Below are 13,758 nucleotides of genomic sequence, written 5' to 3'. Positions count from 1 at the left end.
CAATGCTGATCACCAATATCGGAGTCCTCGTCGGCAGTGACGGCGGGGACACCCTTTTCCTCCGCGGAAAAGAGATGAGCACTATCGGTCTGATCGAAAACGCCTGGCTCCGCACCGAAAAAGACCGCTTCAGCGCTTTCGGCTCAATGGATTCATGTCCTGAGGCAGAACCGGGAGAACTGTGTATCGACGCCAAGGGCGGATATATATTCCCGGCGTTCTGCGACTCCCACACCCATATAGTCTATGCCGGCAGCCGTGAACGCGAGTTTATTGACAAGATCAACGGTCTGAGCTACGAGGAGATCGCAAAACGCGGAGGCGGCATACTCAACTCCGCTGATCTGCTTCATGAAACTCCGGAAAAGGAACTCTACCGCCAGGCTATGACGCGAGTGCACGAGATCATGGCAATGGGCACCGGATGCGTGGAAATCAAAAGCGGCTACGGCCTGACCACCGCCGACGAGATGAAAATGCTCCGCGTCATAAAGCGCATAGCCGAAAGCACACCGCTGAAGGTAAAGGCGACGTTTCTGGGCGCACATGCCGTAGGACGTGCCTATTCGGGACGCCAGGGCGAGTATGTGGATCTTGTCTGCAAGGAGATGATTCCCGCCGTGGCAGCCGAAGGTCTGGCAGACTTCGTAGATGTTTTCTGCGACACCGGATTCTTCACTGTCGAAGAGACCGACCGCATTCTTGAAGCAGGAGCCCGCTACGGCCTGCGCCCGAAGATCCATGCCAATGAGCTCGCTGTCTCAGGCGGAGTGCAGGTCGGAGTGGCCCACAAGGCTCTGTCTGTCGACCACCTCGAACGCATCGGAGAAGAGGAAATCGAAATTCTGGCCGCCGGTCAGACCGTAGCCACTATGCTCCCCGGAGCCTCTTTCTTCCTCGGAATGCCCTATGGTCCGGCCCGCAAAGCCATTGACAGCGGAGCCATCGTTGCCCTCGCCTCAGACTACAATCCCGGCTCATCGCCATCAGGCAACATGCGCATGGTTATGTCGCTCGGATGCATCAAAATGAAAATGACTCCGGCTGAGGCTATAAACGCCACTACCATCAACGGAGCCTACGCCATGAACGAAAGCCGCGACTACGGCTCGATTGCCCCCGGCAAGATTGCCAGCTTCTATCTCACAAAGCCGATGTCATCGGTCGACTTCTTCCCCTATGCCTACGCCACTCCGCTCATAAGCCGCGTGTGGCTCAAAGGCCGCGAGGTCGAAGCCTGACAAAGCGGACCGCACAGATATTGAATCCATACAATCTACTGAATTTTCAAACGGTATCGGACTCAGGGACCGCAGATTGCGCCCGAACCCGATGCCGTTGTCTTTTTACTGTGTCTGATGCAGTGAAATAGTGCTTTTAAAACCGTTGTCGCCATAAAGACTTTTTTGAGAGTGTGTCTGGATACTTGCTATGAAAAAACCTGACACAAAAATAGTGCCTCTGCAAACCGGTTTAGTGCGATAATGCGGAGACACACAAAAAAGTTTCAAAAAGCCTGTTCAACGGTTGTTGAGCGAGGGGAGAAAAGCGTCAGGTATATGCTCGATTGTATATGACTCCGGCGATCCGATGATGATGACTATGTCAAAACGCGGTTCAAGCGGAATCTCATACTGGCGCATGTAGGAATCAGCGGCTTTGACAAGGCGGCTGCGCTTACGCCGGTCAATGGCTTCGACCGGGTCCACAAAGTCAGTCGACCGGGTCTTCACCTCGACAAAGCAGATCACATCGTCTTTCGTGGCGATGAAGTCAATCTCCACGCCGCTGATACGAATGTTCTCGCCACATATGGCATAGCCTTGGGTGAGAAGCAGCTCACGCGCTATCACCTCACCCCATCTGCCTAATTCATTATGCCCGGCCACAGGTTTCAGTCAACGTTTTACAGATCAGACATCATAGTCATCTTCGTCGAGCATCTCATAGCCGTAATCCTCACCCTCGAAATCCTCGTCGTCAATGAATTCCTCTTCGTCATCAGCCGGAGCAGGTACGTTTTCGAAGATGAATTCATCTTCCTCACGCACACGGTGATGCCCGTCAAGCGGCCTATGAGTGATCGGTGCCGTGTCTATGCGGTTGCGTTCGTCAGTGATCTCGCGCCAGAGCATATCTTTCAACTCCGTGAGGCCCATGCCTGTCACTGCGGAAATGAAGATGTGGGGCACTCCTTCAGGCAGGGTTGCCTCGATCTCAGCCATGAGTTCCTCATCAAGCATATCGCTCTTTGACACGGCAAGCACACGTGGCTTGTCTGACAGCTGGGGGTTGAACCGTTCGAGTTCGCCGACAAGGATATCGTATTGCGCCTTTATGTCATCAGCGTCAGCGGGCACCATGAATAGAAGCACGGCGTTGCGCTCTATATGGCGCAGGAAACGCAGTCCAAGGCCCTTGCCCTCGCTCGCACCTTCGATGATACCTGGAATATCGGCCATCACAAAAGAACTGTCGCCACGATAGGATACTATGCCCAACTGTGGCTCCATAGTGGTGAAAGGATAGTCGGCAATCTTGGGACGGGCAGCGGAGATGGATGACAGCAGGGTCGATTTGCCGGCATTCGGGAAACCGACAAGACCTACATCGGCAAGAAGTTTCAGTTCAAGGATAATGCTCTTCTCTATAGCCGGTTCTCCGGGCTGGGCATAGCGGGGAGTGCGGTTTGTGGCGCTTTTGAAGTGCCAGTTGCCAAGACCGCCTCTGCCGCCGCGAAGCAGCTTCACCTCTTCGCCGTCAGATGTCACCTCGCAGAGGAATTCGCCGGTTTCGGCATCGAAAACAACAGTTCCGCAGGGCACGTCGACAATCACGTCCTCTCCGTCCTTGCCAAACGAGCGTCCACCGGAACCGCTCTGGCCGTTGCCGGCAAATATATGGCGGCGGTAGCGGAGGGGCAGCAGGGTCCACATGTGGCTGTTGCCACGGAGTATTATATGACCGCCACGACCGCCGTCACCCCCGTCAGGACCTCCTTTGGGAACATATTTTGCTCGGTAGAAATGACGCGAACCGGCGCCACCCTTGCCTGATCGGCAGAGGACTTTTACATAGTCTATGAAGTTTGAATCAGCCATGACGATGGAATATTTTATTATTTACTTAACAATCTTTCTGATATATCGTTTAACGAGTCTGACGGACATGGGCCATCAGCTCGCGGGCGTGGGCGAAATCGGCCGGAGAGCCGATGTCGATCCAGGTGCCGTTGATAGGATAATAGGTCACTTTCAGACCTTCGGCAATGGCCTGCCCGATTAGATCGGGGGCATCCATGCGGCTTTCACGGTCAAGACGCCTGAGCAGGCGGTTGGAGAATAGATATATGCCGGCGTTGGCGTAATAGCTGTATGAAGGTTTCTCTTCCAGACTCAGCACCCGCTCGCCTTCGGTGGCAAGAATAGCATAAGGGACAGTGACGTTGTATGACACGACTGCAATCGTGACATCGGCCTGTTCGGATGTGTGCCGGAGATACAGGTCTTCGAATGACACTGTGGTCAGCAGGTCTGAGTTCATCACTATCGTCTCACCCTCTTCCGGCAGATCGACAAGCGCCACGGAGCCGATGGTACCAAGCGCTTTTGTCTCTCTGACGCATTTCACACTGACACCGGCAACCGGAGTGGCGAAATGCTCTTCAAGCTGTTCGGCGAGATAGTTGACCGTCACGCTGATGTCATTCACACCGACTGCGGCCAGAGCTTCTATATTGTAGTCAATGATTGCCTTGCCTCCGATTTCGAGAAGCGGTTTCGGAGTTGTCAGTGTCATAGGGCGCAGGCGTTCACCCTTGCCTCCGGCCATCAGCACAGCGCGCACCGGAAGCACAGTCCGGGTCAGACATGTGTCAATCATTCTGACCACCCGGCCCTCATTGTCAAGCACCGGAATCAGTCTTATGCCCCGACGGCGGATCGCGCGGACCTCTGCCGGATCTATACAGTCCTCCTTCAGAGCATGAAACCTGCGGAACATGGCAGATGCCACCGGAGCATCAAGTCCGATGCCTGAAAGCAAAGCCCGGCGCACGTCTCCGTCGGTCAGCGTGCCGGTCATCCGGTTTCCGTCATTTACCGCTATCAGAGTCATTACTCCGCCTGAAAGGTCGTTGAGCATACGGAGTGCCTCTGACAGAGTGGCATTTTCAGATATTATATGTCTGTCGATCTGCATGGCTCTCAATGGGTGTTTCGGATTATTGTTTCTGCTATTGTCCAGTCAAGAGGCGTGTCAAGATCCACTGATCTCGAACGGGGCATCTCATATGGGATGCGTCGCGGAAATTCGCCGAGAGCCATCCGTCTGACAGACTCAGGATTGATCACATAGACCGCGCCGTTGAACTGCCATGCTTTCGGGGCATCCTGGCGCCGGGTGATCCGTCCGTCACCCTTCGAGACCCGGAGTGTGCCGTCAGGCTGTGTCTCAAAACAGTCATAATACGGATTGCAGGCTGCCTCGGCCACACTGACCACCATATCGCAGTCAGGAGTATAGAGTTTCAGACACTCTTCCACGTCACCGACAGTCCGCAGCGGAGAGGTGGGCTGAAGCAGCACCACCTTATTATATATAAGCCCCTCGCTGTCGGCCCAGTCCATCGCATCGAGTATCACCTCACGCGATCCAACTTTGTCACCGCCGAGCTCCGCGGGGCGGCGGTAGCTGACCGGCAGGCCGGCAAGAGTGGCGCAGTGACGAATCTCGTCATCGTCAGTCGAAAGGATGATATGGGTATCAGGCGCGACGGCCTTGGCCACCTCAATGGAATAGTGGATCAGAGGACGTCCGCAGAACTCCTTTATGTTCTTACGCGGAATTCCCTTGCTGCCGCCACGGGCCGGAATGATGACGAGCGCTTGGTTATCGGTCATAAAATTTCTTTGTCTGAAGGGTTTGCAGTGGAGTCTCGGCGATTGCCTTTACAATGACATCAAGAGTGTCGGGACAGTAATACGGATTTTCAGCCTCACGCGCAAGACGCCGGCCGTCGTCACTGAGAGCATATGAAAGAGCGTCGGCGATCTCCTGCGTGCTGTCGCCGCAATGGATCACGCTCTTACCGCACAACCGGCCGCGCTGACGCATACCTATATCCACAGTCGGAATGTGCATTGACGGAACTTCAACTATTCCGCTCGATGAGTTGCCGGCAACAGCGCTTACGCAGCGCAATGCGGAAAGATAGCGCAGCTTGCCGAGCGAGGGCACTACTCTGACCCTGCCGGGCCTCGCGGCGGCATAGGCTTCAATGAGATCAATGATTATGCGGCCTCTCGGATCGTTGTTCGGATAGGTCATCAGCACCTTGTGGTCCTCAAAACGGTCAAGAGCATCAAGAAGAGCCTTGCAGCGCACTGCCGGATCTTCATCGTCAAGAGTAGCCGGATGATATGTGACCAGAACAGACTTGTCTGTCAGATCGAAGTCTATCGACTCTTCAAGTTCCCGGCGTGTCAGCAGGGGCTCATGAAGAATGTTATAGACGCCGATGGCTCCTGTATTGATGACACGGTCCGGAGCCTCGCCCATCGCTATTACGCGCCGGCGGTAAGGCTCTGTGGCCGTCAGGTGGAGAGATGCCATTTTGGTGATCGAATGGCGGATGCTGTCGTCAATGGCGCCTTCTGAAATTTCGCCGCCGGCAATATGCACTATCGGCACTCTCAGCATCAGAGCAGCCGTGGCGGTGGCGAGCATTTCAAAACGGTCGCCGAGAATGACTATGAGGTCAGGGCGCAGACGCGAGAGTTCACGGGCCATGCCTGACATACACACGGCCATAGCTTCGACTGTCGAGCAGTCTGTATCAGCCGACAACGGCATCTCTACTCTGACCGGATCGGCAAAGCCGTCGGCCACGATCTCGGAAATCGTATTGCCGTAGCGCGGGGAAAGGTGCATGTTGGTGGCAAGGATTGTGACCTCACAGTCGGCACGTGCGGCCAGAGCCCGCGCAATCCCGCTGAGAAGCCCCCAGTCGGCACGAGTGCCTGTCGCAATAGCTATTTTCCTGATTTCTGCCATAGTATCACTGCTCTGCTTATGTCTCCTCTCCCTCTCTGTTATTGAATTCAATATTCTCTTTCGCCGAAAATCGAAGTCCCGACGCGCACCATCGTGCTCCCCTCCTGCACTGCCACCGGCCAGTCATGGCTCATGCCCATGCTGACGGTGTCAAATCGCGGTGAAGAAGCAAACACCGTAGATTTCAGTCTGTCGAAAACCCTGCGGATCTCACGGAAGTCAGCGCGGATGCGCTCTTCGTCATCCACATTGGAGGCCATGCCCATCACTCCCCTGAATTCAACTCCTTCAAGCGAAGCAACAAGCTGGGGAGTGACAAATTCAAGGAGTTCGGCAGGTGTAAAACCGAATTTTGTTTCCTCACGGGCCACATGGAGCTGCAGCAGGACTCCGGGACAGCGCCCGGCTTTGCGCGCTTCGGCATCGATGGACCGGAGCAGACGGTCTGAATCCACGCTGTGGATCATCGATGCAGCGGCCACCACCTTCTTCACCTTGTTGGTCTGAAGATGGCCTATGAAATGCCACTCTATATCCCCAGGCAATTCAGCCGCCTTTGCTTCAAGCTCAAGCGCACGGCTCTCGCCGAACACCCTCTGGCCGGCCTCGTAAGCCTCGGCCAAAGCTTCGGACGGATGAAATTTTGAGACGGCCACAAGGACCACTCCGTCGGGAAGAGTGGCGCGCAGTCTTTGAAGATTTTCCGTGACGTGTCCTGCCATAAGCGAAGTTTCAAAGGTTGAATTCAAAGATGATTGTGCTTGGATTATGCATCGGCAGGCTTGCTGTCGCCTGAGAGGTCAGCGTCATATACATCCATGATCAGAGTCTCCTGGATGGTATTGATTTCGAAATCGGCCATTGTGCCTTTCATGCCCTCCATGAAGTTGTCATAGGCCTCCTTGAAGCTGTCGGCTGCGACAAGAATCTGCGAAATAGATTTCTTCTCTACAGCGGTCTTTTCGTCAAGCGTGATGAACGCCACTTTGACAAGATACCATTTGTCACCGGTTCTTTCACGGAAAATCTCGGCGATCTTGGTGCGCTTTACAGCCGACACCGAAAAATCAGAAGTGAAGTGAGCGATTTCTTCGGAGATACGGGCTTCTGCCTCTGTGAACGAGAGAGCATCAACCATATAGGCTTCAGTCACTTTTTTGATCGAGCCATTTTCCATTGTCTTATCGTAGCGGACTTTCGTCTCAAACCAGTTTGCCATTTTTGTCAGATATTTATATTTTGTTCTTTATACATTATTCATGCAAAATTAGTCAAAATCCGTGAGCTTTCCCACTCCGGCCTAAAAGAATTCACGCCACGAATATTTTTATTCACCATATTTGACTCATTTGTGAATTTTTGTTACCTTTGCATTATACCGTCAAGGTTATATCATTTACATAAACTTAACATTAATACCTTCTTACAATGTATCAGCTTCAACTTCCTTTCGGTGAGGCCGTAAAGCGCGCACTCACTGTGAACTACTGCAATTTCAAAGGTCGTGCGTCACGGTCTGAATACTGGTGGTTCATGCTTTTCATTTTCATCGCGATGATTGCTGTCTCCGTCATTTTCTGCTGGAGCGAAACACTCTCTTCCATCGCTCTCGGAATAGTCTATCTCGGCATACTGCTTCCCGCACTCGGCCTGTCGGTAAGACGCATGCACGACATCGGCCGTTCGGGCTGGTGGCTCCTCATTAACTTCATTCCTCTGGTGGGCGGTATCATCTACCTCGTGTTCACCGTCAAGGAAAGCGAACCCGTGCCCAACAAGTGGGGTGATGTTCCCAACATCGTCAAGCAGTAATACACACCCCTTTCCACACTCTGCTTTATCAACTTGATGACAAACGGATCTTTTGACAGCCAACGGATTGAAAAGCCTGAAATATGCAACCTCCTGCTCCGCATAAGCAGGGATGAGATCCATGTGGCAATCTACTCTATAGTCGAGGACAATTCGCTGATCTACCGGCGGATTGTCCTCGATCCTAATGCGTCTTCGAGGCTCCAGGCAATCGAAAGCGTCATCTATGACAACCCTATACTTCTGAGCGACTTCAGGCAGGTGACATGCGTCATAGAGACTGAAGAGCTGACCGTGGTTCCGTCGGAATGCAGTTCCGAATCAGACCGGCAGCTGCTTTTCAACGCCGCCTTCCCTAATTCATCCCTCGTAATGGAGGCCGATGAAACCGGAACCCGAAACGCGACCATACTCATGGGGCTGGAGACTGACCTGCGCGGATTTCTCAACCGCACATTCCACCGCATCAGAATCATGAGCCACCTTGGAGCCCTCAGCCGCTATTTCGCCTCGAAGGGGGCGCAGGGCAACAATCTGAAGATGGTGGTGAATGCCCGTCAGAAGTCACTCGATGTCATTGTGCTCGATGGCCACCGGCTGCTGATGGCCAACACTTTCCGGGCCGATACGCCCGACAACGCAGCTTATTATATTCTTGCCTGCCGTCAGCGGCTCGGTCTCGACCCGCACTCCGACGAGCTGCTGCTTGCCGGTGACCAGACTGTCCGCGAAGCAATCACCCCGATACTGCGCACCTACATTTCCCGCGTCATGCCCGTGATATTCCCTCCGCAGATGTTCAAGGCGGGCCGAGACGCCATGATTGCACCTTTTGATCTTATTGTAACTCCCATATGCGAATAATACGAGGAAAATACGGACGCCGCCGCTTCAACGTCCCGACCAATATCACCGCGCGGCCTACCACTGACTTTGCCCGCGAGAACATTTTCAACGTGATCGAAAACATGGTCGACATCGAAGGCCTGCGCTGCCTCGACCTCTTTGCCGGAACCGGCGCTGTCAGCTTCGAACTGCTATCACGCGGGGCTGCCTCTGTCACATCGGTCGAGAAATCAGCCACCCAGGCCCGCTTCATCGAAAAAGTAAAGCAGGAGCTCGGCGACCGCAATCTGCATCTTCTGCGCACCGATGCGCTGCGCTTCATCCGCGACTCGTCGACGGCCTTTGACTTCGTGTTTGCCGATCCCCCCTACGATCTTGACGGCTTTGGCGATATTCCTTCAATGGTGCTTGGCTCACACCTGCTCCACCCCGGCAGTATCTTCATCATAGAGCACTCCAAAAAGTACGATTTTTCCTCACTTCCACACTTTACCGAACACCGCGCCTACGGATCTGTCAACTTCTCTATTTTCGAAATCCCGGAAGAGTCCGAGGCCGCAACCTTCGATGACACTCCTGCCGAATAGCCTCCTGACAGCACAATCCGGAGCTACTATCCAAAGCAGACATCCAAAACGTAAAAAAGCGACACAGTTTTCAGCCTTGATCCGGCAAATGAAAATTGTGTCGCTTCTATTTCTACTACCTGTGTGCCACCTTTACAGCACATTGGCAAATATCGTCACTTGAAATTATAGGTGATGGTGCCGGTCTGTGATACCGGAGCATCATTATCGACCGAGAACTGCGACATTTTCGCAGCATTTATGCAGCTCTGACGAGTCGACTGGCTTGCTGCCGCTGCTCCTGTACCTGACGAATATGACGCCGAGGTCACCTTGCCCTGACGGTTGACAGTCACACGGACAGTTATAGTGCCGAGCGGTCCGGCCGGAGGTGTGTGCCAGTCGGCCAGCGAACGACCTTTCAGATTGAAACCGGGGCTTCCGCTCACGGCTCCTACCGTTGCATTACCGTCAGCACTTCCTGCCTTTCCTGATCCATTGCCGCCGGTGCTCTTCTGGCCGAACTGCACCTTGCTGGCTATAGCCTGACGGGCTTCCTGCTCACGCTTGGCCCGTTCGGCAGCCTCGATCTCGGCCTTAGTCGGACCGGTCTTCTCCGGAGCCGGCTTCTTCTCGACCTTGGCCGGCGACGGACGCTCGCTGCTCACCACCGGGGCCGGCTGGGCCGGTTCGCCAGAATTGACAAGCGCCTCTGCCTCCGGGGCAGGAGCTTCCTGAGCCTCTGCTTCAGCCGGGGCGGGTTCATTTGTGCTGGCAGCCATCTCCTGACGGTCACCTACCATCACATATTCTCCGCCAAACAGCACCTCGGAAGAATCAACCGGAGGCCACACGCGCTCGTTTGACTCGGATCCGGAATAGCGGAGACAGAGTGTGAGCAACACAACCGCCACCGCGGCATGAAACAGCACCGTGGCAAGTAGAGCTATCAGCTGATTTCGGCGTGAACGCCCTGAATCGTCAGTGGACATCTGTGTTTATTGATTGTGGGGGATTGAGTGTGGAGACTATTTGGAATATTGATCACCTGGCCTGCTGCGCCGACGGGCGGGCCGATGCAGGGGCGGGCTTGGTGGCAAGCACCATTTTCAGATTGTTCTGCGCACCGAGATCAAGCACCCTGACAAGCGCACCATAGGTGACCTCCTCATCGGCATAGACCGCTATGTAGTTGTCACCACCGTCAGCGGCATTGGCTGACATGGACTGGAGAAAGCCGAGAAGCGTGTTCTCATCCATCGCCACCGGCTCAGACTGGTCGGCCGTGGCATAGATGACTCCCTCCTTGTCTATATAGACGCGAGTGGACGGTTTCAGAGCCGTCTGTTTGGAACTTTCCGGTAGATTGACCTCAAGAGCGGTCGGGAACACGAATGTGGAAGTCACCATAAAGAAGATGAGCAGCAGGAAGATAACGTCGGTCATCGACGCCATCGAGAAAGCCGCCATCATGGTGTTTTGACGTTTAAGAGCCATAAGCTTAAAGTTTTTTTATGCGGGCTCGTTGAGAAGGTCCATGAACTCCATAGTGCGGGCCTCAAGGGCATTCATCACCTTGTTGATACGCGCCACCAGATAGTTGTAGGCAAACAGCGCTATAATACCCACTATCAGACCGGCTACCGTGGTCACGAGAGCGGCGTAGATACCGTCGGCGAGCACAGCGATGTTGGCGCTGCTCCCGGCCGAAGCGAGATTATAGAATGCGTTGACCATGCCGATCACCGTTCCGAGGAAGCCGATCATCGGACCTCCGGCAGCCGTTGTGGCAAGCCAGGCCAGACCTTTTTCCAAGGCTGCGATCTCGATATTGCCCGTGTTCTCTATGGTAACGAGCACATCGTTCATCGGGCGGCCTATGCGGCTGATACCTTTGCCGATCAGACGTGCATAAGGTGTGTCGGTCTTCTGGCAGAGACGGCGGGCGCTCTCAATCTCTCCCTCATGGATGTATTCACGGATGCGCTCCATGAACGAGCTGTCTTCTTTCTGCGCACGTCTGATCACGAGACAACGCTCGATGAAGATATAGACACACACAATCGAAAGCACGGCAAGCGGGATCATGATCCAGCCGCCACGCATGGTCAGATCCCACACGGAGAGTTCCTGTACCATATCTGCAGCCTGGGCCTGTGCCGCTTCATTATAACTCATGGCAGCAGTGGCTACCGTATCTACGAATTCTTGTTGAAACATATTGGGAGATGATTGTTTGGGGATTTTAACTTTTAAAATGTGGGGACAGGCCAGAACTGTGATAGTCCGCGTCAGCCTTTCAGACAGTCCTTGTAGCGGCGGATTGTCTCTTCAAGTCCAAGATAGAGAGCGTCACAGATCAGGGCATGGCCTATCGAGACCTCGCTCAGCCGCGGTATGTGGCGATGGAAAAACTCAAGGTTGACAAGGCTCAGATCATGGCCGGCATTGACTCCGAGTCCGGCTGAAAACGCTGCCTGGGCGGCCTCAACGAAGGGTGCCACCGCAGCCTCCGGATCTTTCGGATAGAGATCGGCATAAGGCTTGGTGTAGAGCTCCACACGGTCAGCGCCGGTGCGGGCGGCAAGCTGAATATTATCAGTTTCAGTGCCTACGAAGATCGAAGAACGGATTCCGGCCTCCCGCAGGCGGTCGACCACGGAAGTCAGAAAGTCCATATTGGCACCCACGTTCCATCCGGCGCTTGACGTGAGAGCATCAGGAGCGTCAGGCACCAGAGTCACCTGCTCCGGCTTCACTTTCAGCACCAGATCAATGAATTCCGGCGAAGGGTAGCCTTCGATATTGAACTCAGTCTTCACCAGCGGGCGCAGACGGTAGACATCGTCACGACGTATGTGGCGCTCGTCAGGGCGCGGATGCACAGTAATACCGTCGGCGCCGAAAGCCTCGCAGTCGGCGGCTACTTTCAGCAGATCGGGCACATTCTCTCCGCGCGCATTGCGCAAAGTGGCGATCTTGTTGATATTTACACTGAGATTTGTCATTTTTTAATAGCTCTGTAATCTTTTTGTCGGTCCGGGCAGTTCATTATATAGATGATTATTTGTAATTTTGTGGCTCATTCCGACCGATTTTGCCCGCAAAATTAGTCAGAAAAACTAAAAAATAGAAATATTTTGCTCCGAAAAGACAGCACATCCGTCCAAAACCTCGCCTTTGCAGCAGGCGCAGAGGCCACTCTTGAGCGACTTTTCCCGAAAATGGAAGAGAGCAGCACTCTGGTGCTCACCTGCCGCCGCGGTGACTACAGCGCATCAAGAATAGCCCGTGCGGTCGAGGATGCCGACGCACATCTGCTTAATCTCAACGTCACTGCCGACAGCGAGCGCAGCGACAGCCGCATAGTGGCCGAGCTCCGCATCAGCCACCGCGATCCTGAGGCCGCCGCACGGTCGCTCGAACGCTATGGTTTTGAAATCATAGGCCTTGAAGGCTCGGCCTATGCCGACGACGACTCGCTTATGCGCAGCCGCTATGACGAGCTGATGCGCTATCTCCAGATCTGACATTCAACCATCATTCCCCATCCACATTTCAAGCCTATGAAAGTCGCCGTTTTCGGCAAACGCCGCCAAAGCTCCGAAGATATCCCCCACATCCTCGCTCTGCTGAAAGCTCTCGAAGATGAAAACGCCTTCATCTGCATCGACCGCCATTTCTTCGAAGCCATGTCGCGGGCAACCGGCAACCCGCTTCCAGCCGACGATGTTTTTGAAAATGACGATTTCTCTGCCGACTTCTGTCTGAGCATCGGAGGCGACGGCACTTTTCTGCGCACCGCCCGTCGTGTGGCCACCAAAGAAATACCGATACTCGGTTTCAACACCGGCCATCTCGGTTTCCTTGCCGAGCACTCTATTTCCGAAGGTCCCGAAATGGTCCGCAGACTCGCCGCCGGCGAGTACACCGTCGAATCACGCTCTCTGCTTGAAGGCAAAGGCATAGGCGAAGGCATGAAAGCCGGAGTCTCAGGCTGGGGGTTCGCACTCAACGAGATAGCCATCCTGCGCCAGGACACAGCCTCGATGATCACCGTCAACACCCGCCTCGACGGCATGCCTGTAGCATCTTATCAGGGTGACGGACTCATAGTTTCAACCCCTACCGGATCCACGGCCTACAACCTGTCAGTCGGAGGGCCTATCGTACAGCCCACCGCCCCCTGCTGGGTGCTCTCACCCATCGCCCCTCACTCGCTGACCATGCGCCCGCTTGTGGTGGCCGACAGCCACATTATAGATATAGAGGTGGAGTCAAGAACCGACACCTACCGCGTCACCCTCGACGGTCGGTCGCTCATCCTGCCGATCGACGTGAAACTCCGTCTGCGCCGAGCGCCATTCGTGACGAAGATCATCCACACTCCTGACCACAATTTCATTGACACCCTGCGCACCAAACTCCTCTGGGGCATTTCAAAGCGCGATTGAAATGCAGTGAAAGGCCGAAAGCCAAT

The 13,758-nt window shown here is 54.3% G+C and carries 17 protein-coding genes; 6 read left to right on the top strand and 11 right to left on the bottom strand.

All coding sequences use genetic code 11. The annotated features are described in order from the left end of the window. Positions 1-2: 2 nt before the first annotated feature. On the top strand, positions 3-1,241 hold the full coding sequence (gene hutI / locus FDZ78_RS09665; protein WP_124075562.1) for an imidazolonepropionase: 1,239 nt from the start codon (positions 3-5) through the stop codon (positions 1,239-1,241). Between the two features lie 279 nt (positions 1,242-1,520). Here the strand turns inward: hutI and FDZ78_RS09660 are convergent, their stop codons facing one another. Genes FDZ78_RS09660 through FDZ78_RS09630 form a run of 7 tightly spaced genes read right to left on the bottom strand, consistent with a single transcriptional unit; the run spans position 1,521 to position 7,273 of the window. Then, complete coding sequence (locus FDZ78_RS09660; protein ID WP_160631580.1) at positions 1,521-1,889, bottom strand: YraN family protein; 369 nt, start codon at positions 1,887-1,889, stop codon at positions 1,521-1,523. Positions 1,890-1,913: 24 nt separating this feature from the next. Next, positions 1,914-3,101, bottom strand: a complete 1,188-nt coding sequence (gene obgE / locus FDZ78_RS09655) for a GTPase ObgE (RefSeq protein WP_136408474.1) — start codon at positions 3,099-3,101, stop codon at positions 1,914-1,916. A 49-nt stretch (positions 3,102-3,150) separates the two neighbouring features. Beyond that, a complete protein-coding gene (locus FDZ78_RS09650) occupies positions 3,151-4,200 on the bottom strand; it encodes a sugar phosphate nucleotidyltransferase (protein WP_124075560.1) in 1,050 nt (349 codons plus the stop codon). A gap of 5 nt (positions 4,201-4,205) precedes the next feature. Then, a complete protein-coding gene (locus FDZ78_RS09645) occupies positions 4,206-4,901 on the bottom strand; it encodes a cytidylyltransferase domain-containing protein (RefSeq protein WP_123399886.1) in 696 nt (231 codons plus the stop codon). After that, entirely contained in the window at positions 4,891-6,054 is a 1,164-nt protein-coding gene (gene neuC / locus FDZ78_RS09640) for a UDP-N-acetylglucosamine 2-epimerase (RefSeq protein WP_240740380.1), read from the bottom strand. Before neuC ends, FDZ78_RS09645 begins: the two co-directional genes overlap by 11 nt. Before the next feature lie 47 nt (positions 6,055-6,101). Further along, entirely contained in the window at positions 6,102-6,776 is a 675-nt protein-coding gene (locus tag FDZ78_RS09635) for a YggS family pyridoxal phosphate-dependent enzyme (RefSeq protein ID WP_124075559.1), read from the bottom strand. Positions 6,777-6,820: 44 nt separating this feature from the next. After that, positions 6,821-7,273, bottom strand: coding sequence for a DUF4494 domain-containing protein (locus FDZ78_RS09630; protein WP_107032287.1), 453 nt, complete (start codon positions 7,271-7,273; stop codon positions 6,821-6,823). 209 nt (positions 7,274-7,482) lie between these two features. Here FDZ78_RS09630 and FDZ78_RS09625 point away from each other — a divergent pair, with 209 nt between their 5' ends. From FDZ78_RS09625 to FDZ78_RS09615, 3 genes are read left to right on the top strand one after another with little or no spacing between them, the layout of a single operon-like run. Further along, positions 7,483-7,866, top strand: coding sequence for a DUF805 domain-containing protein (locus tag FDZ78_RS09625; RefSeq protein ID WP_107032286.1), 384 nt, complete (start codon positions 7,483-7,485; stop codon positions 7,864-7,866). Between the two features lie 36 nt (positions 7,867-7,902). Beyond that, positions 7,903-8,730: a DUF3822 family protein gene (locus FDZ78_RS09620; RefSeq protein ID WP_107032285.1), complete on the top strand. Its 828-nt coding sequence runs from the start codon at positions 7,903-7,905 to the stop codon at positions 8,728-8,730. Beyond that, a complete protein-coding gene (locus tag FDZ78_RS09615) occupies positions 8,721-9,299 on the top strand; it encodes an RsmD family RNA methyltransferase (protein ID WP_136408473.1) in 579 nt (192 codons plus the stop codon). Before FDZ78_RS09620 ends, FDZ78_RS09615 begins: the two co-directional genes overlap by 10 nt. A 155-nt stretch (positions 9,300-9,454) precedes the next feature. On the opposite strand, the gene FDZ78_RS09610 is transcribed toward FDZ78_RS09615, so the two are convergent. From FDZ78_RS09610 to FDZ78_RS09595, 4 genes are all read right to left on the bottom strand, one after another. Continuing rightward, positions 9,455-10,270 (bottom strand): hypothetical protein, encoded by an 816-nt coding sequence (locus FDZ78_RS09610; protein ID WP_123399880.1) that lies wholly within the window; start codon positions 10,268-10,270, stop codon positions 9,455-9,457. 52 nt (positions 10,271-10,322) lie between these two features. Continuing rightward, entirely contained in the window at positions 10,323-10,775 is a 453-nt protein-coding gene (locus tag FDZ78_RS09605; protein ID WP_107032282.1) for a biopolymer transporter ExbD, read from the bottom strand. 15 nt (positions 10,776-10,790) lie between these two features. Then, positions 10,791-11,456 (bottom strand): MotA/TolQ/ExbB proton channel family protein, encoded by a 666-nt coding sequence (locus FDZ78_RS09600; RefSeq protein ID WP_240740394.1) that lies wholly within the window; start codon positions 11,454-11,456, stop codon positions 10,791-10,793. A gap of 113 nt (positions 11,457-11,569) precedes the next feature. Continuing rightward, on the bottom strand, positions 11,570-12,286 hold the full coding sequence (locus tag FDZ78_RS09595) for a pyridoxine 5'-phosphate synthase (RefSeq protein ID WP_123399876.1): 717 nt from the start codon (positions 12,284-12,286) through the stop codon (positions 11,570-11,572). A 132-nt stretch (positions 12,287-12,418) separates the two neighbouring features. On the opposite strand from FDZ78_RS09595, the gene FDZ78_RS09590 reads away from it, so the two are divergent. Both FDZ78_RS09590 and FDZ78_RS09585 read left to right on the top strand, forming a co-directional pair. Next, positions 12,419-12,808 carry a hypothetical protein gene (locus FDZ78_RS09590; protein ID WP_107032279.1) on the top strand — a complete coding sequence of 130 codons (390 nt, stop codon included), beginning with the start codon at positions 12,419-12,421 and terminating at the stop codon, positions 12,806-12,808. 36 nt (positions 12,809-12,844) lie between these two features. Next, a complete protein-coding gene (locus tag FDZ78_RS09585; protein WP_107032278.1) occupies positions 12,845-13,732 on the top strand; it encodes an NAD kinase in 888 nt (295 codons plus the stop codon). The last annotated feature ends 26 nt before the right edge of the window (positions 13,733-13,758 follow it).

It is taken from the genome of Duncaniella sp. B8, assembly GCF_005304985.1.
Taxonomy (GTDB): Bacteria; Bacteroidota; Bacteroidia; order Bacteroidales; family Muribaculaceae; genus Duncaniella; species Duncaniella muris.
Note: the sequence above shows the minus strand (reverse complement) of the source record. Positions and strands in the feature narration are given on the sequence as shown.